Source organism: Streptococcus sp. 'group B' (assembly GCF_002073795.1).
Lineage (GTDB): Bacteria > Bacillota > Bacilli > Lactobacillales > Streptococcaceae > Streptococcus > Streptococcus agalactiae.
This window is the reverse complement of the sequence record NZ_CP020432.1, coordinates 477,501-497,158: the sequence shown is the minus strand read 5'-3', so window position 1 is coordinate 497,158 and position 19,658 is coordinate 477,501. Positions and strand designations below refer to the sequence as shown.

Sequence of the window (19,658 nt, the reverse complement as noted above, 5' to 3'; positions counted from 1 at the left end):
TATCATCAATAACACCAAATTAGCCAAATAATAGCTAAATCAATAATCATTCCGATATACCAAACTAGTCTAAAATACCATTTAGTCGTTTTATGTCGAAAAACTTCTCCACCTAGGAATGCACCAAATCCCCCTAATAATAAACTCTCTATCAACAATGTTTTCTCACTAATACGCCATGCCCCTCTAATTGCACGCCTTTTATCAATAGCATAGGTTGCAAATACTAAAATATTCCATAACAGTAATGCTAATAGTAATTCAATCATTATTTTTTCCTTCCTAATAAAAAAGGCGAGACAAAGATTATCTTTTGCCCCACCCAAGTGTTGACTTTAATTTAAAATTGTCTCACCATTAAGAATTTGGATCATCCAAACTACGACCATGTAGTCCTTTTTCTCTCTGGACTTGACGAAGTTTTTCCGGGGTAACATCATTGCCCTCATCATCCACTAATTTAATTCCTTCAACGTGGTGACGGACTGATCGGCGGAAACCTTCAATATACTCTTCACGGAGCTTTGCTTGTTCAACCTTCTCTTCTCCGGTCAATCCAACTGTTTTTTTCTTTTTTGAAAGCTCGTTAATACGAGCAATTTTTTTAGGATCCATAAAATGCCTCCTTATTTTGTGTTTAATAAGTTAAAAGCAGCGACTGTTCTTGCCTTTGCAACAAGGCTATTGAGTAAAGCCAGACGATTTTGTTTCATTTTTTCATCATCTGTCATTACCATTGTATTATCAAAGAAATCATTAATAATTGGACTAAGTGCGAAAAGCTTATCTAAGTTGTCATGCATATCCTCAGTCAGTTCAAGTGACAAAATAGCTTGATATAGCGCCTTCTCCTGATTATTTTCAAACAATGAAGAGTCCACCGATACAGAATGAGTAACTTTTTCAGCTAAATTAAATGCACGTGACAAACTTTCAACGGAAACTTTATATTGAGCATCCTTGCTCTTTTGCACCAATGCTTGGCTAGCTTCTAGAATAAGGCTAACAATATAAGTGTCTGATTCTAAAACGGCTTCTCGAATATCTTTAGGGACCTTAGAGCCAATCATCTTTTCAATACGAGCTGAAATAAAGGCCATGACCTCTTTTTGATTAGCATAATCTAAACTAGCAAACGATAGACCATAAAGGTTAGTTACTAATTCATCAAGTGGGATATCCCAACCAAAAGCTTCCAAAATACGGACAATCCCCTGAGTAGCTCGACGAAGAGCATATGGATCATTTGAACCACTTGGAATCAAACCAACTGAGAAGAATGAAAGTAAGGTGTCAAATTTATCAGCTAACGCTAGAATTGCACCAATTCTGGTTTCTGGAAGCTCTCCATCGGCCGATGTCGGCATATAATGTTCACGTATCGCTGCTGCTACTGCGGGCTGTTCCCCTGCAAGTAAGGCATATTTCTCACCCATAATACCTTGTAATTCATCAAACTCATCAACCATTCCAGTTAAGAGGTCAAATTTATAAATACTTGCAGCTCGAAGCACAGCTAATTTTTCTTCATCAGAAAGACCTGCCTTATCAGCCAAATGTTGTGAAATAACTTTTACACGATCCATATGTTCATAAAGTGAACCAATTTTTTCATGGAAAGTTACTTGTTTTAATTTCTCAACTAAATCTGCAATATTAAGTTTCTGATCTTCTTGCCAGAAGAATTCACCATCTTCAAGACGAGCCACTAAAACTTTTTCATTGCCTTTTATAACATTTTCGATATGCTCAGCATTTCCATTACGCACAGAAATAAAGTTTGGTAACAATTTTCCATCCCTGTCGCGAACAACAAAATAGCGTTGATGATTTTTCATTGAAGTGACTAAAACTTCTTCAGGTACATCAAGGTATTTCTCGTCAAATGAACCCAAGAATGCTGTCGGATACTCAACTAAATTAAGCACTTCATTTAGTAAATCTTCGTCAATTTCAACTGAAATATTTTTCTTTTCTTCGATAGCATGAATTTGATTAACAATCATTTGCTGACGTTCTTTTGCATCAGCAATAACAAATTGTTGTCGCAAGTCATCTTCATACGAACTGGCAGATGAAATTTCAGTGTCAGAACCCAAGAAACGGTGTCCTCGACTAATACGCCCTGAATGAATATCAAGGAAGTCTAGCTCTAAGGCTTGATCATCTAATAATACCACTAAAGTGTGAACTGGACGAATATATTCAAAACTATTATTTGCCCAATGCATGTTCACTGGGAAAGTCAATTCTGTTAATACCTCTGTCACACTCGCTAAAACATCAATCGCACTTTTTCCAGTTTCATGCTTAGTGACATAAACATATTCTTCTCCCTTAACTTCACGAAATTCGATATCATCAACACTTAAACCTTTTCCGCGAACAAAACCTTGGGCTGCTTTAGAAAAATTCCCTTCTGCATCCAAAGCAATTTTCTTAGAAGGACCCTTGAAATCTTCTGTTAAATCTGTCTGCTGGTCTGCCAATCCTTTAACACGAACAGCCAAACGACGTGGAGTTGAAAAAGTTTGAACAGTTTCAAATGATAAACGATGATCCTCTAAAAACTTGACCATTTTTTGGCCCAATTGCTTCTCACTCGGTGTCACAACATAAGCTGGCAACTCTTCAAGTCCAAGCTCCAATAATAAATCTTTAGTCATTTCCTACTCCTTACTATAAAACGCTTCAAATGCTTCTCTTAAATCCTGATTCATCTTATCAAGAACAACTTGCCTATCTAAAATATCGGTACCTTCTGCACGAACAACACAGAAATCATCAAAAGCCATAAAATCTTTAAAGATAGCTTTTAAATAATGAACAGGAAATTCATATGGACTATATTGTCCTTTAGAATAAATAGAACCCGCAGATTCTAACATAAGCAGACGATAGTCATCTGTCATTAATCCGACCGAACCATTTTCAGTGTACTTGAAAGTCTCACCTGCAATAAAAATATTATCAATATAAGTTTTTGCTCTAGCAGTCACATTGTAATTGTGCATTGGAGAAACAAAGACAATACGGTGATGTGACTTAAACTGTTCAAGTAAATCTTTAGAGATTTTAGCTTGAACAATCTCATCGGCTGTTAATTCCAAACCCTTTCTTTGTTTAGACCAAATCGAAAGTAGTACTTCTTTCGTAATTTCTGGCAAAAAACAATCATATAAATTTAAAATAGATAACTGATGGTTAGGGAAATGCTCATTATAAAGTTCAATAAACTTTTCTTGTAGAATAGTTGTAAATGAGTACGGATTCGAAAAATCAGGATGACTATTAACAATGAGTGTGTTCATTAGTCTTCCTCAGCAAGTAATTTGATACGAGTTTCCTCATCCAAAAGTGGGAAACCAAGTTTTTTACGTTCGGCAACAAAGGTTTTAGCAACAACACGTGCTAAATTCCGAATACGTGCAATATAGCCTGCACGCTCAGTAACAGATACTGCTCCACGTGCATCTAATAAATTAAAGGTGTGTGAACATTTAAGGACGTAGTCATAAGCTGGATGAACAAGTCCTTCTTCTAAAGCACGTTTTGCTTCTCTTTCAAATTTCTCAAAGTTTTCAAGTAACATTACTTGGTCTGATATCTCAAATGAATATTTTGAATGCTCATACTCTGGCTGAGTAAAGATTTCACCATATTTAACACCTGGTGCCCACTCAATATCATAAACAGAATCTACCTCTTGAATATAAGAGGCTAAACGCTCTAGTCCATAAGTAACTTCAGAAGTTACAGGACCTGTTTGAAGTCCACCTACTTGTTGGAAATAAGTAAATTGTGTTATTTCCATTCCATCAAGCCAAACTTCCCAACCTAATCCAGCTGAACCTGTAGATGGATTTTCCCAGTTATCTTCAACAAAACGGATATCATGCTCAAGTGGATTGATACCTAGTAATTCCAAAGACTTCAAATAAAGTTCTTGAATATTTGACGGCGAAGGCTTCATTACCACTTGAAATTGATGATGTTGGTAAAGACGGTTTGGATTTTCACCATAGCGGCCATCAGCTGGACGACGTGATGGTTCAACGTATGCAGCATTCCAAGGCTCAGGGCCTATAGCACGTAAGAAAGTATAAGGGCTCATTGTCCCTGCTCCTTTCTCATTATCATAAGCTTGCATTAACATACAGCCTTGGTCATTCCAAAACTGTTGTAAAGTTAGAATAATTTCTTGAAAAGTTAATTTCTTAGACATCATTTTCCTTCTTTCATACTTTATTACAGCTGTTGGGAAGGTGACAACAATTGACTTAAAACGGACAAATGATAAAAACCACGTCCTACACCACCTATGCCCAACAGCACAGGGGCGTCAAAGACGCGGTTCCACCCTAATTTATTACTTCATTTTTGATTGTACTTTTACTCACTAAAAAGTGCCAATATTCATCCTATTCTACCCAACTTTCACTACCTTGAGCTCGCTAAAAAAACAGCTGATGAACACCTCTTCTTACTGAGACAGTATAACAAAAAATGACTTTTATGTCTACTATTTATCTTATTCTTAAGATACCCTAGACTTTTTGATTCCATTTGGAATAATGATCGTTTTTAATAATAAGTTTTCTTCACGAATTCTTAAATAAATAACAAAAGCATAAATTGGCAAGACAAATAATGCTGTATACTTAGCATGACACAATAAAGTTACACCTAAAAGTTCAGGAGCAATATTTAAGAAATAGTTAGGATGCTTAACAACCCTAAATAGCCAGTGATCTACAAATTGATGATTTTTATCTACCATTAATTTCACTGTCCAAATACGACCAAGTAAACGTGTTACTGTATGTAACATAAACACAGAAAAAATCATCAAGCTAAGCCCGATTACGCTAACAAAATTAAAACTTGCTTTTGTTAGAACAGCCTCAGTTACAGATGAAAAATAAATGATAATATGAAGAACTGTGATTGCTTTTGAAACACCTACACCATATTCTTTAGCACCATTTTTTCTTAAGGCCTTTTCATTAGCTATAGATAGCTTTAAATAAGCTAAACGAATGATAAACATAGCGGCCATTAACCCAATAATAATTGACATTGTAAACTCCTATTGTTTTGTATTATATTACAACATTATAAGAAAAATAGTTTTATTGTCAAACTATATTTCATTAAAAATTAATAAATTAAAAAGAACTAGTAAAAACTAGTTCTTTCAAGATTGCCAACGTTTTTCTCCATCAAGGTATGTTGCAACTAAATCTAGATGTTTATCTAATACAATAAAATCCGCTGCATAGCCTTCTTTTATCTGTCCACAGACATTATCAATGCCTACAGACACTGCTGGAACATAACTCGCCATACGCACTGCCTCTTCCGGAGTAGCAATTCCCCATTCTACAACATTTTTTAATCCATCTTTGAGCTTAAGAATAGAACCAGCTAAATTCCCTCCATCTTTCAAACGCGCAGTTCCATTAGACACAACCACGGGCAATTCCCCTAACATATAATCTCCATCAGGGGCACCTCCAGCTGCCATACAATCTGTTATTAATGCCACATGATTATGGCCTTTTTGTGTCATTAAAATGTCACAAGCAACAGGATCAACGTGATGACCATCGCAAATGAGTTCAGCATAAGTATTAGGTAAATTATAAACCGCACCAACCATACCTGGTTCTCGGTGTGTCAAACCACGCATACCATTATACGCATGTACCCAAACTGAGGCACCCGCCTTCACTGCCTTTTTAGCTTCTTTATATGTCCCATTAGAATGACCTAAAGCTACCGTAACACCTTGCTTTGTGATTGCTGAGACAAATTCCTCAACTCCCTCACGTTCTGGTGCCAAAGCAATTTTTGTAATCAAGCCTTTTGCAGCCTTCTGCCATTGAGCAAACTCTTCCAAGTTTGGATTTCTCATATAAATCGGATTTTGAGCTCCTTTATATTCCTCAGTAAAATATGGTCCCTCAAAATAGATGCCTTGAATTTTTGCTCCTTGTTCTTTGCCCGCTACTGCCGCAACTGCTTTAGACGCCTCTTCTAGTCGCTTTGTATCTGAAGTTAGGGTTGTCGGCAAGAAAGATGTGACTCCAGTAGATAGTAAGCCAGCACTCATTCGCAAAATTCCTTCTGAATCACAATCCATAACATCAGCGCCAGCAAAACCATGAATATGTGTATCAACTAAACCAGGTGCTATTTGGTAACCTGAATAATCTAAAATCTCCTCTTGTCCAGAAATATTTTCTATCCATTTACCAAAGTGATTATCTTTTATTTCTAAATAACCGTTTTCCTTTACATGATCAGCATAAAAGAATCGGTCAGCCTTGATGTACTTCGTCATCTTCTTCCCCCCATTCACTCTCATTATAACGCTTTAAGGTATTTTTGTAAATGGTATATACCTATTTTTTAAAAAGTCATGGTTTATTCTAAGAAAGAACTATACACTTGTTATAAACCACTTCACTTGGTTGTACTTTTAAGGTTTTAATTGCTGTTGCTCATAATTCTTTTCCTTCTCCAAAACTATCAATTGCTAATTCTCTTATAGTTTTTGATGAGAATGGCTAATTAAAAAGCATAGCAAAAAAGTCTAGTAAAACTAGACTTTCAGGATTTTACTGAGCAACACCCGTCCCATTAGTAGCAGGTACAGTACCAGTTCCTGGAGTCGGAACAGTATTGTTAACCCCTGGAGTAACTGGTGTATTATTCGTTTGCGGTTGCTCATAAGTTGGTGCTACATCCTGATTAACGTAACTAGAAGTATCCTGACTAGCAGGATTAGCTGTCCCTTGTTCTGTAGTTTCAGCTACTGAACTAGAGGGAGTTTGATTCCCAATCAAACCATATTGTGTCTTAACAGTATCAATACGTTTTTGTAAAGCTTCTTTAGATTCTTTGACAGTTAACTTTTTGACTGCTGCTTCAGCTTTTAACACATTTTCTTCTGAAGGGGCTTGTTCTAGAATTTCTACTAAATCTGTAGCATCTTTGGTAGCTTTCTTATCTGCTTCGTCTTTAAGATACTTATCTTTTGCTTTCTTAAAACGTTTTTGCAAAGCTTCTTTTTTAGAAGAATTGGACAATTTATTTAAAGCAAGTTCGACATCCTTCAATAATTTTTCTGAAGGTTTCTTCTCAAATTTATCTAACATATCTTGTGCCTCAGTTAATTGAGAATCACTGACATGGTTAACACTGCTTTCTACAGTATCCATTTGAGTAGTGCCATGATCTTTAAATAAGAAAAACGTAACAGAAGCAAAAATTAATAAAATAATACTAGCAATAAGTGCTAAAAGTTCTTTTTTATCTATTTTCATACTCACTCCTAAAGTTTCTTCACATTATTATAACATAAACTAAAGGACATAAACAAACCTATTTTAGAAGAATCATCGTCTATCACTCTTATTTTCTACCGGTAACTTAGTTATATTTGACATCTCAACTACTTTGTATTACAATGTAGTTAACCAGTAACTTGTATTACAATATAGATAAGGATATAATATGATTCCATCGCAAATGCTAAAAGGATTACTTGAAGGAGCTATCCTAAAAATCATACAGCAAGAGGAGACTTATGCTTATGAAATCTCAAAAAAATTAAATTCTTATGGTTTTGGGGAAATTTCCGAAGGGACAATCTACCCCATTATCTTAAGGCTACAAAGCAATAAATATATAAAAGGACAACAAAAGCCTTCCCCTCAAGGACCTAAACGTAAATATTATACGTTAACCAATGAAGGCGTGGAGCAATTAGCCCAATTTAAACAGAATTGGGAGTCACTTAGTAAAGCATTAAACAAACTACTCTAAAAATTGGAGAGGAAACTAGCATGGATAAACTGAAAAAATTACAAAAAGAAAATACGCTATTAGAAGGAAGAATTGATAACTCTAATAACCAAACCTATACAGATATGATTGTCTATTTGCGAGGTGCTAGCATTAGCCCCTACCACCAGGAGCTCATTCGAAATGATATTGTCAATATGTTATTAGAAGCACAAGAGCGACAAGCAAGTTTAGTTAGTGTATTTGGAGAAGATAGGCACGACTTTATAAACCAAGTTATTAAATCTACACCTAAAATCTCTAAGAAAGAAGAAACATTACAACGTTGGGATTTAGCCATTTTACTACTAACTATCCAAATGATTATCTTTTTAGGAGGATATCTCATTACTGAAGCACTTCAACAGTCAGTACCAGATCTAATCCCTATTACTCTATTAGATGTTCTTTTTGCAATCTTTATCAGTATTATTGCTGTCAAGATAACTGATACCATAATATATGCTACATATAACTTCGATAAATCGAAAGAAAAGAAATATTTCTTTCGATATATGTTTCTAATTCTTTCGCTTATCATAGCTTATATCCTTATAGGAAAATATTGTCATCTTCCTTTCATTAATATCCCCCTTTGGATTTATTTAATTATACTGGGACTTAGCTTCTCTCTTCATATCATTGTTAAAAAATACCTGAATAAACATTATTATATTGAATTTTAAAAGAGGTATAACTATATAAAAAATAAAACGACAAGGATATTCTTAGTCGTTTTATTCTGTGCCCATTTTCACGAATGCTCTCCATGCAACTGATTTTTAAGATAAAAAATTAGTTATCTCAAATAAGCCATTTTATTGACTATTATAGTATATTAACTTCCTGTCAATTCTTTTATTGACAAGCCTGTCTTTACACACTATAATATATGATATCAAATTGGTGAGTAAACACTCACTCACTGAGAGAGGAGCAAAAAGTTATCATGAAAAAAGTCATCGATTTAAAAAAACTACAAAAAGCATACGCCTCAGAAACTGTTTTAAATAATATTAATTTGGAGGTGTTTAAAGGAGAAATAATTGGATTAATAGGACCCTCTGGAGCAGGGAAATCTACCTTGATTAAAACTATGCTTGGCATGGAAAAAGCAGATAAGGGAACAGCTCTTGTTCTTGATACTCAAATGCCAGATCGTAATATTTTAAATCAAATTGGCTATATGGCTCAATCTGATGCCTTACACGAGTCTTTAACTGGCTTAGAAAATTTATTATTCTTTGGAAAAATGAAAGGTATTCAAAAAACTGAATTAAAACAGCAGATAACTCATATTTCTAAAGTAGTAGATCTAGAAAACCAACTTGATAAATTTGTCTCAGGTTACTCAGGAGGTATGAAAAGACGGCTTTCTCTAGCCATCGCCCTACTTGGAAACCCCACAGTTTTAATCCTAGATGAACCTACCGTTGGAATTGATCCATCCTTGAGGAGAAAAATCTGGCAAGAGCTAATTAATATTAAGGATGAAGGACGTTCTATCTTTATTACAACCCACGTTATGGATGAAGCAGAATTAACAAGTAAGGTTGCACTACTATTACGTGGAAACATTATTGCCTTTGATACTCCATTACATTTAAAAAAACAATTTAATGTGAGTACTATTGAGGAAGTTTTCTTAAAAGCTGAAGGAGAATAATCATGAGAATTATTGCAATAACTGAAAAGGTTATAAAAGAACTGTTTCGTGATAAAAGAACACTTGCTATGATGTTTTTAGCACCTATTTTAATTATGTTTTTGATGAATGTTATGTTTTCTGCGAATAGTAATACAAAAGTTAAGATTGGAACTATTAACGTTAACACGAAGGTCGTTTCAAATTTAGATAATATTAAGCATATTCAAGTGAGATCATTTAAATTTAACTCATCTGCTAAAAAAGCACTCAAATCAAATAAAATTGATGCTCTTATTTCGGAGGACAATAAATCTTATACTGTCTTCTATGCGAATACAGATTCTTCAAAGACGACTTTAACAAGACAAGCTTTTAAAACCGCTGTTAATACAATGAACAGTAAGGAACTGATTTCGCAAGTTAAAATTTTAGCTAATAAGAATCCGAAACTAGCACAATCCTTACAAACTCGCTCCAAATATATCAAAGAAAAATATAATTACGGAAATAAAAATACAGGCTTTTTTGCAAAAATGATACCAATACTAATGGGATTTATGGTCTTCTTCTTTGTTTTTTTAATTTCTGGAATGGCTTTATTAAAAGAGCGTACTTCTGGTACACTTGATCGACTCCTTGCAACTCCTGTTAAACGTAGTGATATTGTATTTGGATATATGTTATCATACGGCATTCTAGCAATTATTCAAACGATAGTTATCGTTTTATCAACTATTTGGCTACTAGATATTCAAGTTGTAGGTAGTATTTTTAGTGTCATCATTGTCAATTTTATTTTGGCTCTGGTTGCCTTATCATTAGGAATCTTAATGTCTACTCTAGCAAAATCAGAAGTTCAAATGATGCAATTTATTCCCTTAATTATAATGCCTCAATTATTCTTTTCAGGAATAATCCCTCTAGAAAATATGGCAAGTTGGGCTCAGACAGTCGGTAAAATTCTACCGCTATCCTACTCTGGTGATGCACTTACAAAAATAATTATGTACGGTCAAGGATTACCTAACGTTTCTTCAAATCTTCTGGTACTTCTTCTATTTTTAATTATTTTAACCATCGCAAATATCTTTGGACTAAAACGATACCGTAAAGTATAATACCATTTGAAAAGGAACTAAGTATGAAAAATAATATTATTTTTTCTATTGAACAGTATATTAATGACCAAGAGATGCCAAAAGGAAAACAAAAAGTTATTTTATCCGCTATAGAGCTCTTTGCCTCACAAGGCTTCCATGGAACTTCCACTGCTCAACTAGCTAAAAATGCAGAAGTTAGCCAAGCAACTATATATAAATATTTTGAAACTAAAGACAAGCTTTTGGTCTTTATTCTCGAGTTAATCGTACAAACTATTGGACGCCCCTTCTTTACAGAATTATCTACATTTTCTACTAAAGAGGAACTAATTCATTTCTTTGTACAGGACCGTTTTAAATTTATTGAAAAAAATAATGATCTCATTAAAATATTGATGCAAGAATTATTAATCAATAGTGAAACATCAACTATTTTTACTAAGCTAATAAATTCAACTGATCCAAACATTACTAAAATTTTCAACTGTTTAAGTGAAGGAAATTCGTTGAATAAAATGGAAATACTTCGAGCAGTAATCGGACAGTTCATTACTTTCTTTATTCAATTATATATCCTTAATATAAAGCCTGAAAATCTAGAGGAAGAACTAAAACAAATAGAAAAACAAATATTAAAATTACTGAGCTAGATAATACTTCTAAATTTAAAGAAAGCATTCAATCTACTCTACATCTCATTAAAAATACCATCGTATACTCTACTCTATCAAAAGATACATTTAAATAATTCACCATTATTTCTTGTTCATGTTCTTTAAGTAGGCTAACTGTTCTTTTTTATCATATTTTTACCTTTCTTCACTTCTGATTGCTTGCTATTTTTTACTTCGTTTGACTGACTTTTAGATCCCCTATTCATTTGACAGCCTACTAGTAACATCCCAATAATAGATATGGGAATTAACCATTTTATATATTTTTTCATCATGCTCTCTTTTCTTAAAAACTACTTCTTATGTCAAGTACCTAATAAAAATAATTATTTTTTACAAGATTTTAAAACCAATGTTAGTCTAACAAAATTTTTACGATTTCATATTATTATTTAGAGCTAACATATGAACTAAAAACAAGTTTATTATTTTATCTTTAATTTTTACCATCACCTGATTTTTAATATATATAAATTATTTTTTTATGTAACCAAAGCTCTCTTTAATTCGTTATATTAATGAAGAGGGTTTAATATAATAGCGAAAGGAGGTAAAATGTCAATTTTAGATGACTATGAAAAAGAATTACTAGTTATTTCACATCAAATAATAGCTTACCTTATTAAGTCAGGTGTTAATCCTAGTCAAGCACAGGATGTTACTCAAGACGTCTTTTTACAAATACTAGAATCTGATTTCTCCCTTCCACTTGATAAAATAAAAGCTTGGATGTATCGTACTACAATTAGGAGGTATATTGATCTTTATCGAAGAAATAAACGCTATAACGAAATCCTGCAAAAAGAATTCTTTATAGAAAATAACTTGTATTACACCGAATCAGAGAAGTTTTTTGAATTACATGAAGCAATATTACACTTGAAGAAGGATTATCAAACTTTAATAGATTTATATTATTTTAATGATTTTTCAATTAAAGAAATATCTGAAATTACTGGACAATCACAAAGTACAATTAAAATAAGACTTATGCGAGCTAGAAGAGAAGTTAAAAAATATTTAGAAAAGGATAATTTTAAAATATGATAAAAACAAAGTTTAGTGATCCACTGGAACAATTAGCCAAAAAAAGGAAAAGGAAAACATTATTCAAGACAGTAGTATTGGCATTAATAACTGTACTATTAGTAGTTGGAATAGCTTTTAAAGGATTTACATATTTAACTTCAAAAAATGGTCAAAAAACATATCATAACTTTGAACTACTTTCTGAAATAGCATATCCAAATATTTCCTATGATAGTCTCTATTACCAGCCAAGCGGTCAGTTTACTGGTAAAGTACATGCTGATAGATTTAAAGATATCGATGGGGTTCAAATTCCATATTCTAGTTTTGAAGAAAATTATAGTATCTCAGGTACTTTTGGCACAAATGCTGATGAAAAATCAGAAAAGAATGGCTTGTATGATCGAGGTACTAGACAAAAAGTTCCACAATTTTTCAATAAAAATGTTAAGTATAAAAAAGGAGAAGCCAAAACAACTCCAACAAATGATTTAAAATATGTAAATAAATTGAATAATGATCTTATTGAAATTGCAATAACTTTTGATAAGTCCTATAGTTACAAAGAAATAAAAACAATGATACCAAATAATATAAAACAAAATTGGTTATGGATAGGTACAAGCACAGAATTAGATACATCATATTGGCCAACAAAGTATCAATTCGGTACAGATCCTGAAACTTTGAATACACCACAAATATTCATAGATAAAATAAAAGAAAACTTAAAAGGTAACTCAAAAGTATACTTTAATAATATAAATATCTACTCAGATTTAGAAAAGTATGCCAAAAAATACGACAAGGTAAATAATAGCGACAAATTAAAATTTTCGGGAATAATATTAACAGGTAAAGCCGAAAACTTTAAACAACTTAAAGAAAAAGAATGGATACATGCTTCAAGTATAGGGGCAAACATAGAATATAAGCCCTATTATAAATTAGATAAAGAATGATAATTAATTGTTAAAAAATTTGTTTGGTAATTTTACGTAACTTTTACAGCTAATAACTCATAGAAAAAAAGACAAGATAATAATCTTGACTTTTTTCTTTGATGCCCGCGACCAAAGTCGAGCTAGCACGTCCGTGAGGACACCCGATTTTGAGTCCTACCATGCACCTTTAAAAGTTAATAAACATTTATTTAACAAAGTTTAAGATGTTAGCTAAAAAAACATGTAATTTTGAAATTTTAGTGATTAATGAATGACTCTATTTTGTCTTCTGCTCAATGCTTGATAGTGATCTGATTTGATACTCATTTACATCAAAGTTTGAATCATCTAGCCATCTTTCAAACCGTGTTTTTTTCTCTGGCCATTCTTTATCTAAAATAGAATACCAATTTGTATCTCTGTTACGACCCTTATATACAACAGCTTGTCTAAAAGTTCCTTCAAAAGTAAAACCAAGTCGTTTTGCAGAATTATTAGATGGTGCATTCAAACTATCACATTTCCACTCATAACGGCGGTAACAGAGTTCTTCAAAAACATATTTCATAACCAAATATTGAGCTTCTGTTGCTATCCTTGTTTGTTTTAGTTTTGATGAATAAACCACCCATCCCATTTCAACAACTCTATTTTTTGTATCAATACGCATTAATGAAAAAGTCCCTAATGCTTTACCAGTATTATTATCAACAATAGCTAAATAATAAGGATCTTCTGATTTTAATAGAGTTTGGAAAAAGACATCAAATTCATTCTTACTATTAAATTTGCTAAAAGACATATAAGTTAAACTATCTTCAGTAGACAATTCTCCATAAACTTGAAATAAGTCTTCAAAATGATCTGGATTTATTTTTTCTATTCTAACTGTTTTCCCATTAAGTGTATCAATCTTCGGATTTTTACCTTCCGTAAAATTTTCAACGACATCACCCACTAGTTGATTAAACCTATTGTATCTCATTTAATTTTTCTGCTTTCACAAATTTTTATTGTCGTCTATTTAAAATATTATTCCTTTAAAATAGAATAATATGCTCTGGTTTTCCACTCACCTTTTGGATTTTTTTACAATATGACGACGTTCACCTTCTTTTTGCATTCTTAGGCATTCCATAACATTTTCAGATTTTTTATTATTAGTTCAAATCGAGCATAAATTCTTTCCAAATCTAGTTGTTCAAATCCAATTGACATCAATTTTGAACAAGCTTTTATCATATAACCTTTTCCACTATAATTTTTATTTAATATATAACCGAATTCTGCTGGAAACTCGTCTCTAATTTCTAATTCTATAATACCAATCATTTTATTTGATTCTGTTTCAATCATCGCATAGATTCCTAATAATGATTTCATACAGACATTCGCCAAAATCAATGTGCTTCTTCTGTGGTATTGGCTTTATATCGTTGCATATGAAATACAGTTTCAAAATCAGATGAAAATTCTAAAAACTCATTTACATTAGATAAATCAACAAGCTGAAGTCGCTACCTTTCCATTAGTACTATGATTGCACATTGCTAAATTACAATATAGTGTATCCAAATTATTCATTTCTAATCAATATTCCTTCCTTAATTATCTATAAACCACTTCAATAATCTCCAAAAATACAATATTATAAGCTTTAAATTTCTTTGTAAGTCTATAAAATTATTCTAAATTATTATTATGTAAATTTATACTATAAATCAGTTTATCTGTCCATTTTCCATTCTCAAATGAAAAATCTTTTCGAGTTGTCTCATAGGTTAATCCCAATCTTCTAACCAACTTTTCCGATCGTTCATTCCCAGGAGTAATCTGTGCTTCAATATGATGAAAACCCAATTTTTCATAAGTACTATTAAGTAATGCCAAGATTGACTCAAATGCATAGCCATTACTCCAAAATTGATTATGAAAAACATATCCCAATTCTCCCCATTGCATATCTGCTCTTGCAAGGGTAACAATATTTAACATTCCTACGTGCTCACCGCTTTTTAGAAAAACACCAAATATATATACTATGTCACTTTCCCATTCTTTCCTTTGTAAATTTACTAAATTTTTAAACCAATTAATGTCACACATAGACATATCAAGTATCCCATCATCAAATGGAGTTAAAGATGGTCCACGATTCATAAAACTAGTATACCAACTATCATAATCACTTTCTTCTAGTGGCCTTATAATAAGTCTCTCTGATTCTAAAAAAAATTTATTCAATTTTTATTTCCTTTCTTCCAGAGTAAATAAATAAGTGTGTTTTAATTAAAATTTCCATAATATTACCTCCTTGAAAAGTTATTAACTACATTATAAAAAATACAATAATAAAAAACAAATATAAGTAATTTTAGGTAACTTTTCACAATAAATTATCTAACAAAACAAAAAAGACAAGGTCTAGAAACCTTATCTTTTAAAGTATACCGGCGGCTGGGGTCGAACCGACACGTCCGTGAGGACACTGGATTTTGAGTGCTACTGAGCACTTTTTAAAGATAACAAACATTGATTTAACAAGGTTTGAGTATTAGACATTAACTTAAAAACCAAGTAATTTTGAGATTTTAGTGATTTTGTAGTGACTGTTCGTCGTGAAAAATAAATACTCATTTTACTGCAAGATTCTTTATTTTTCATATTTATATATATTACTTGAAAAAATTTTTATCCTTTTTTTGCTTCGTTTTGCTTAGCCTTCTGATACAATTCATCTACTCTATCATTATAAACTCTTCGAAGCTCTATTTCCTTTTCTTCAAGCTTTTCCATATATTCATTGAATTCTGATATGAATGTATCCTTATTATCATCCATATTATATAGGTGTGCATGAGCTTCTTGGGGTAATTCCCAACCTTGACCTAAAGTTGCTTGATAGACAGACTCTTTTAGGCTATCTGTTCTTGCCATAAACAAGTGAAAGTCATCCTCTAGTTGCTCTCTGTTACGATAAATGTTTCTGAGATTTTGATCATACTCTTGATCGAGTTCTTGCAGTTTTTTTGTATCTACCATACTAGCCTCCTAGTTGACTGGATTATCTAACTCTGGTTTTGGAAGTTGTGTCAAGAAATCAGATGCTGCTTGAGCTGACTGGCCTTCAAGACCATCCGTGATATTGGCGTTATAGGTGGATGCATAGTTTTTTAGGTCTTGGGCATCTGTCTCTATGGTTGCTTTTAAATTTGTTCCAGTATCCGTAATAGTGCTTTTTGCTGTAGCAACTATTGCCTTAATAGCTATTCTTTCTTGTTCTTTCAACATTTTATTCAAGGGCAATTTCAATTCTTTGGACATTCATTTAATCTCTCTATTTTAGGATAAGTTTGTGACAATATCACCAGCTAGTTGCTCATCTTGAGCTGTTAAATTTTGTGCAACTGTTACTAAATTGGTCGTAAATGTGGTCATTTTTGTTTTATAGTGATCAAGTGCTTCATAATCAGAAGTCTCTACGCTATCATTCCAAACTGTTGACATTTTTATATCTGAAACCAGAGCATCAACTTCTGATTGGCCAAGGTGCATAGCCATTATTTCAGCTGATGAAATAGTGGATGTCGATATTTCTACAATCGTATCCTTAGCTTCACTAATATGTTTTTTTGTTGCAGAGACTTTTTCTGAAACATCTGCTTCTGCTAATTGCGTTGCCATATAGAGCATTTGAGTTCTAAGTAAAATCCGTTGACTGCCTGATGCTGATTTGATCCTACTATGGAAGCTTGCGATGTTTTTGCGATCCCACTCGAGGCCATCTTTTTTAGCTTTGGAAATTATGGCTTTGTAGTCTTTTTGGAAGTTATCGTACAGTTTTTTAGCTTCGTTTACAGTGACACTGATACCACAAGCTTTTAATGTTGCAATTAGTCGAGTCAGGTCCCCAGTCAGAGCGCCTTTGAGTACTGGTCCTAGCTTATCCGAATCATAATGCTCTCCTAAAAGATTCTTTATGAATTTTTTTTCGAGTCTAGCTAAGTCTTGACCAGATGTTAATAATTCTGGATGATAGCTTTCAGAAGCAACTAAAGGATTTCCGCTACTATCAATTTGGAAGGCACCAAAATCGTGAGAAGATTGCTCATCAAAAGTACCCGTATATTTACTAGGAACAATGACATTTACTTTCCCGAATTGGTCTTTCCATGGCTTTTCACGATTAAGCATACTAACTATATCAAAGGGATTGACATAGTAGGTAACATGCTTCCCAGCTTCTTGGATTTTTTTAGCAGAAATGCCTTCCATTTTTTCCAAGCTTCTTGATACATCAGGGCCATCGAAAAGGACTACTTGACCAACATTCTCCAATTCTGCATAGCTAAGATTAACTACTGCTTGAGATGATACAATTGTACCGAGTGAGTGACCAGTAATATCCATAACAGCTCCAGGTGCTTTTCCTTTTAGCTCGGCAATTTTTTCTTTCATTGCCTTATTAGCCAATTTCGCTTGTGGAATATACTTGTTAGAGACAGCAAACATTGCATTGTTACTAACCCAATCGTTTAGTGTATCTAGACCAATCCCATCACTACCACGAATGGCTAGATAAGTGTGCTTTGTAGTGCTATCTATTTTTTCAGTATCTGACAGGTAGTAAGCATTAAAACCTGCCTTATCGTCAGTAAGCACACCTTTTTGATAAGAATGAGTAACATAATGCTCAGTGTGATAGCCTCCATTGACATCTGGAATGAGGACCTTTACATTTTCATCAATAGATTTTAAGGACTTATCTGGTTGCAGGTAGACAATACCATCATTGGGGAGGTTAGTGCCACCCTGTGTGATTTGACCTTTGTTATCTTCTGAGGGTTGAGAAAATTTTACTTCTGTTACTGAGTCAGTCTCAAATAATTCAGGAAATGAATTAGGTCGACTATTATATGCACTTTCTGCTAAAGAGCTATGTAAGTTATCAAAATTATCTAAGTTCCAATTACTCAATTATTCTTCTCCTCTACCTTGCTTGTGGTAAAAATTCTATTACTTTATATAGGATGATTCAAGCTATTCATAAATGTGCCAAATACCATTTTTATGTATATATGGCTTATTTAGCATTCCCATTGATTTGATATTTGGGATATCATTTTTATGAGCTAAATAAAAATCAACTATTAATTTTGAATTTTGTAGATGATTAAACTTTCCTCTCAGTGAAAGATTATAATCACCCCCTTGTGGAGTTCCATTCCCGCTTTGTTCTACTTTTACACTTGACCAATCGAATTGAACGGACTCAATTTGGTTGTTATGTAATTTTACATAATCTATGATTTCTTGCTCATGCTCTTTGAGATAGGCTAATTGTTCTTTTTTTGTCATTTTTTTATCTTTCTTCACTTCTGATTGCTTGCTATTTTTTACTTCGTTTGACTGACTTTTAGGTTCACTATTCATTTGACAGCCTCCAAGTATCATCCCAAAAATTGATATGGGAATTAACCATTTTATATATTTTCTCATCATGTTCTCTTTTCTTAGAATATAAATTTTATATATCAAGTATATAATGAAATTAACTATTATTCACCAACATTATAAAATTAATTTTAGTATAACAAAATTTTCACGTATTTTTATAGTTTTAGTCTTAACATGTAAACAGAAAATCATTTGTATATTTTAAATGCCCTAATTAAATTAATAATTAATATTTATTATTATATAAATTCTTCTACAATGAAAAAAATAAATATATATTACAAGTAACTTTTCACAATAAATTATCTAGTAGAAAAAAGACAAGGTCAAGAAACCTTGTCTTTTAAAGTATACCGGCGGCCGGGGTCGAACCGGCACGTCCGTGAGGACACTGGATTTTGAGTCCAGCGCGTCTGCCAATTCCGCCACGCCGGCTATCTTAAAACTGGGGTAGCTGGATTCGAACCAACGCATGAGGGAGTCAAAGTCCCTTGCCTTACCGCTTGGCTATACCCCATGAAAAGGCGAGTGATGGGAATCGAACCCACGAATGTCAGAGCCACAATCTGATGTGTTAACCACTTCACCACACCCGCCATATTAGAAAAAACACGGGCAGTAGGAATCGAACCCACACTGAAGGTTTTGGAGACCTTAGTTCTACCTTTAAACTATGCCCGTTTACTATGGAGAGAGAGGGATTCGAACCCCCGAACCCGAAGGAGCGGATTTACAGTCCGCCGCGTTTAGCCTCTTCGCTATCTCTCCTAAGGTATAAATGGCGCGAGACGGAATCGAACCGCCGACACATGGAGCTTCAATCCATTGCTCTACCAACTGAGCTACCGAGCCTATTGCGGGAGCAGGATTTGAACCTACGACCTTCGGGTTATGAGCCCGACGAGCTACCTAGCTGCTCCATCCCGCGATATCTTTAAAGGAGGATGTGGGATTC

21 protein-coding genes, 8 tRNA genes and 1 pseudogene (1 of these 30 only partly in view) are annotated in these 19,658 nt (G+C 33.2%); 7 read left to right on the top strand and 23 right to left on the bottom strand.

Features of this window, described 5'->3' with window-relative positions; translation table 11 throughout:
* Positions 1 to 5 precede the first annotated feature (5 nt).
* The 8 genes from A6J68_RS02875 to A6J68_RS02840 form a co-directional block, all read right to left on the bottom strand.
* Entirely contained in the window at positions 6 to 269 is a 264-nt protein-coding gene (locus A6J68_RS02875) for a DUF1294 domain-containing protein (RefSeq protein WP_000571497.1), read from the bottom strand.
* Positions 270 to 357: 88 nt separating this feature from the next.
* Positions 358 to 615 carry a DUF896 family protein gene (locus A6J68_RS02870; protein WP_000371297.1) on the bottom strand — a complete coding sequence of 86 codons (258 nt, stop codon included), beginning with the start codon at positions 613 to 615 and terminating at the stop codon, positions 358 to 360.
* A gap of 11 nt (positions 616 to 626) precedes the next feature.
* A complete protein-coding gene (gene glyS, locus A6J68_RS02865; protein WP_000159096.1) occupies positions 627 to 2,666 on the bottom strand; it encodes a glycine--tRNA ligase subunit beta in 2,040 nt (679 codons plus the stop codon).
* A 3-nt stretch (positions 2,667 to 2,669) separates the two neighbouring features.
* On the bottom strand, positions 2,670 to 3,311 hold the full coding sequence (locus A6J68_RS02860) for an FMN-dependent NADH-azoreductase (protein WP_105253158.1): 642 nt from the start codon (positions 3,309 to 3,311) through the stop codon (positions 2,670 to 2,672).
* Entirely contained in the window at positions 3,311 to 4,225 is a 915-nt protein-coding gene (glyQ, locus tag A6J68_RS02855) for a glycine--tRNA ligase subunit alpha (protein WP_000038755.1), read from the bottom strand. The genes A6J68_RS02860 and glyQ overlap by 1 nt, the downstream gene beginning before the upstream one ends.
* Positions 4,226 to 4,537: 312 nt before the next feature.
* A complete protein-coding gene (locus tag A6J68_RS02850) occupies positions 4,538 to 5,080 on the bottom strand; it encodes an isoprenylcysteine carboxyl methyltransferase family protein (RefSeq protein ID WP_000022342.1) in 543 nt (180 codons plus the stop codon).
* Positions 5,081 to 5,197: 117 nt separating this feature from the next.
* Positions 5,198 to 6,346, bottom strand: coding sequence for an N-acetylglucosamine-6-phosphate deacetylase (gene nagA / locus A6J68_RS02845; RefSeq protein WP_000170466.1), 1,149 nt, complete (start codon positions 6,344 to 6,346; stop codon positions 5,198 to 5,200).
* A 277-nt stretch (positions 6,347 to 6,623) separates the two neighbouring features.
* Positions 6,624 to 7,331 carry a hypothetical protein gene (locus tag A6J68_RS02840; RefSeq protein WP_000687000.1) on the bottom strand — a complete coding sequence of 236 codons (708 nt, stop codon included), beginning with the start codon at positions 7,329 to 7,331 and terminating at the stop codon, positions 6,624 to 6,626.
* A 190-nt stretch (positions 7,332 to 7,521) separates the two neighbouring features.
* On the opposite strand from A6J68_RS02840, the gene A6J68_RS02835 reads away from it, so the two are divergent.
* The 7 genes from A6J68_RS02835 to A6J68_RS02800 all read left to right on the top strand — a co-directional run bounded on the left by A6J68_RS02835 (position 7,522) and on the right by A6J68_RS02800 (position 13,264).
* Complete coding sequence (locus A6J68_RS02835; protein WP_000613124.1) at positions 7,522 to 7,833, top strand: PadR family transcriptional regulator; 312 nt, start codon at positions 7,522 to 7,524, stop codon at positions 7,831 to 7,833.
* A gap of 20 nt (positions 7,834 to 7,853) precedes the next feature.
* Positions 7,854 to 8,537, top strand: coding sequence for a hypothetical protein (locus tag A6J68_RS02830; protein WP_000359383.1), 684 nt, complete (start codon positions 7,854 to 7,856; stop codon positions 8,535 to 8,537).
* 263 nt (positions 8,538 to 8,800) lie between these two features.
* Positions 8,801 to 9,517, top strand: coding sequence for an ABC transporter ATP-binding protein (locus A6J68_RS02825; RefSeq protein WP_000755574.1), 717 nt, complete (start codon positions 8,801 to 8,803; stop codon positions 9,515 to 9,517).
* Positions 9,518 to 9,519: 2 nt separating this feature from the next.
* Complete coding sequence (locus A6J68_RS02820) at positions 9,520 to 10,617, top strand: ABC transporter permease (RefSeq protein WP_105253157.1); 1,098 nt, start codon at positions 9,520 to 9,522, stop codon at positions 10,615 to 10,617.
* A gap of 23 nt (positions 10,618 to 10,640) precedes the next feature.
* Positions 10,641 to 11,249, top strand: a complete 609-nt coding sequence (locus A6J68_RS02815; RefSeq protein WP_000794361.1) for a TetR/AcrR family transcriptional regulator — start codon at positions 10,641 to 10,643, stop codon at positions 11,247 to 11,249.
* Between the two features lie 579 nt (positions 11,250 to 11,828).
* Positions 11,829 to 12,320 (top strand): RNA polymerase sigma factor, encoded by a 492-nt coding sequence (locus A6J68_RS02805; RefSeq protein WP_000025251.1) that lies wholly within the window; start codon positions 11,829 to 11,831, stop codon positions 12,318 to 12,320.
* A complete protein-coding gene (locus tag A6J68_RS02800; protein WP_000598065.1) occupies positions 12,317 to 13,264 on the top strand; it encodes a sigma factor regulator N-terminal domain-containing protein in 948 nt (315 codons plus the stop codon). The genes A6J68_RS02805 and A6J68_RS02800 overlap by 4 nt, the downstream gene beginning before the upstream one ends.
* Before the next feature lie 259 nt (positions 13,265 to 13,523).
* Here the strand turns inward: A6J68_RS02800 and A6J68_RS02795 are convergent, their stop codons facing one another.
* The 15 genes and pseudogenes from A6J68_RS02795 to A6J68_RS02720 all read right to left on the bottom strand — a co-directional run.
* A complete protein-coding gene (locus A6J68_RS02795) occupies positions 13,524 to 14,204 on the bottom strand; it encodes a GNAT family N-acetyltransferase (RefSeq protein ID WP_025194334.1) in 681 nt (226 codons plus the stop codon).
* A 74-nt stretch (positions 14,205 to 14,278) separates the two neighbouring features.
* Positions 14,279 to 14,830, bottom strand: a pseudogene (locus tag A6J68_RS02790) (GNAT family N-acetyltransferase).
* A 99-nt stretch (positions 14,831 to 14,929) separates the two neighbouring features.
* On the bottom strand, positions 14,930 to 15,490 hold the full coding sequence (locus tag A6J68_RS02785; RefSeq protein WP_001031781.1) for a GNAT family N-acetyltransferase: 561 nt from the start codon (positions 15,488 to 15,490) through the stop codon (positions 14,930 to 14,932).
* A gap of 447 nt (positions 15,491 to 15,937) precedes the next feature.
* Positions 15,938 to 16,288 (bottom strand): hypothetical protein, encoded by a 351-nt coding sequence (locus A6J68_RS02780; protein WP_000228624.1) that lies wholly within the window; start codon positions 16,286 to 16,288, stop codon positions 15,938 to 15,940.
* A 9-nt stretch (positions 16,289 to 16,297) separates the two neighbouring features.
* The gene (locus A6J68_RS02775) at positions 16,298 to 16,570 is read right to left on the bottom strand and encodes a hypothetical protein (protein WP_000032104.1); all 273 of its coding nucleotides are present in this window, start codon (positions 16,568 to 16,570) and stop codon (positions 16,298 to 16,300) included.
* Between the two features lie 18 nt (positions 16,571 to 16,588).
* The gene (locus A6J68_RS11395) at positions 16,589 to 18,223 is read right to left on the bottom strand and encodes a DUF2974 domain-containing protein (protein WP_000073530.1); all 1,635 of its coding nucleotides are present in this window, start codon (positions 18,221 to 18,223) and stop codon (positions 16,589 to 16,591) included.
* A 63-nt stretch (positions 18,224 to 18,286) separates the two neighbouring features.
* The gene (locus A6J68_RS02760; protein WP_001233829.1) at positions 18,287 to 18,745 is read right to left on the bottom strand and encodes a hypothetical protein; all 459 of its coding nucleotides are present in this window, start codon (positions 18,743 to 18,745) and stop codon (positions 18,287 to 18,289) included.
* Positions 18,746 to 19,054: 309 nt separating this feature from the next.
* Positions 19,055 to 19,138 (bottom strand) — tRNA-Leu (locus tag A6J68_RS02755).
* Between the two features lie 10 nt (positions 19,139 to 19,148).
* Positions 19,149 to 19,220: transfer RNA gene (locus A6J68_RS02750), tRNA-Gln, on the bottom strand.
* A gap of 6 nt (positions 19,221 to 19,226) precedes the next feature.
* Positions 19,227 to 19,299: transfer RNA gene (locus A6J68_RS02745), tRNA-His, on the bottom strand.
* A gap of 14 nt (positions 19,300 to 19,313) precedes the next feature.
* Positions 19,314 to 19,384, bottom strand: a tRNA-Trp gene (locus A6J68_RS02740).
* A gap of 6 nt (positions 19,385 to 19,390) precedes the next feature.
* A tRNA-Tyr gene (locus A6J68_RS02735) sits at positions 19,391 to 19,471 on the bottom strand.
* Positions 19,472 to 19,482: 11 nt separating this feature from the next.
* Positions 19,483 to 19,555 (bottom strand) — tRNA-Phe (locus A6J68_RS02730).
* A gap of 2 nt (positions 19,556 to 19,557) precedes the next feature.
* A tRNA-Met gene (locus A6J68_RS02725) sits at positions 19,558 to 19,631 on the bottom strand.
* Positions 19,632 to 19,641: 10 nt separating this feature from the next.
* A tRNA-Ser gene (locus A6J68_RS02720) sits at positions 19,642 to 19,658 on the bottom strand (it continues 73 nt past the right edge of the window).

Coding starts and splice junctions, on each gene's coding strand:
- A6J68_RS02875 (WP_000571497.1), bottom strand. CDS start 269: ATGATTGAATTACTATTAGCATTACTGTTATGGAATATTTTAGTATTT.
- A6J68_RS02870 (WP_000371297.1), bottom strand. CDS start 615: ATGGATCCTAAAAAAATTGCTCGTATTAACGAGCTTTCAAAAAAGAAA.
- glyS (WP_000159096.1), bottom strand. CDS start 2,666: ATGACTAAAGATTTATTATTGGAGCTTGGACTTGAAGAGTTGCCAGCT.
- A6J68_RS02860 (WP_105253158.1), bottom strand. CDS start 3,311: ATGAACACACTCATTGTTAATAGTCATCCTGATTTTTCGAATCCGTAC.
- glyQ (WP_000038755.1), bottom strand. CDS start 4,225: ATGTCTAAGAAATTAACTTTTCAAGAAATTATTCTAACTTTACAACAG.
- A6J68_RS02850 (WP_000022342.1), bottom strand. CDS start 5,080: ATGTCAATTATTATTGGGTTAATGGCCGCTATGTTTATCATTCGTTTA.
- nagA (WP_000170466.1), bottom strand. CDS start 6,346: ATGACGAAGTACATCAAGGCTGACCGATTCTTTTATGCTGATCATGTA.
- A6J68_RS02840 (WP_000687000.1), bottom strand. CDS start 7,331: ATGAAAATAGATAAAAAAGAACTTTTAGCACTTATTGCTAGTATTATT.
- A6J68_RS02835 (WP_000613124.1), top strand. CDS start 7,522: ATGATTCCATCGCAAATGCTAAAAGGATTACTTGAAGGAGCTATCCTA.
- A6J68_RS02830 (WP_000359383.1), top strand. CDS start 7,854: ATGGATAAACTGAAAAAATTACAAAAAGAAAATACGCTATTAGAAGGA.
- A6J68_RS02825 (WP_000755574.1), top strand. CDS start 8,801: ATGAAAAAAGTCATCGATTTAAAAAAACTACAAAAAGCATACGCCTCA.
- A6J68_RS02820 (WP_105253157.1), top strand. CDS start 9,520: ATGAGAATTATTGCAATAACTGAAAAGGTTATAAAAGAACTGTTTCGT.
- A6J68_RS02815 (WP_000794361.1), top strand. CDS start 10,641: ATGAAAAATAATATTATTTTTTCTATTGAACAGTATATTAATGACCAA.
- A6J68_RS02805 (WP_000025251.1), top strand. CDS start 11,829: ATGTCAATTTTAGATGACTATGAAAAAGAATTACTAGTTATTTCACAT.
- A6J68_RS02800 (WP_000598065.1), top strand. CDS start 12,317: ATGATAAAAACAAAGTTTAGTGATCCACTGGAACAATTAGCCAAAAAA.
- A6J68_RS02780 (WP_000228624.1), bottom strand. CDS start 16,288: ATGGTAGATACAAAAAAACTGCAAGAACTCGATCAAGAGTATGATCAA.
- A6J68_RS02775 (WP_000032104.1), bottom strand. CDS start 16,570: ATGTCCAAAGAATTGAAATTGCCCTTGAATAAAATGTTGAAAGAACAA.
- A6J68_RS02760 (WP_001233829.1), bottom strand. CDS start 18,745: ATGAGAAAATATATAAAATGGTTAATTCCCATATCAATTTTTGGGATG.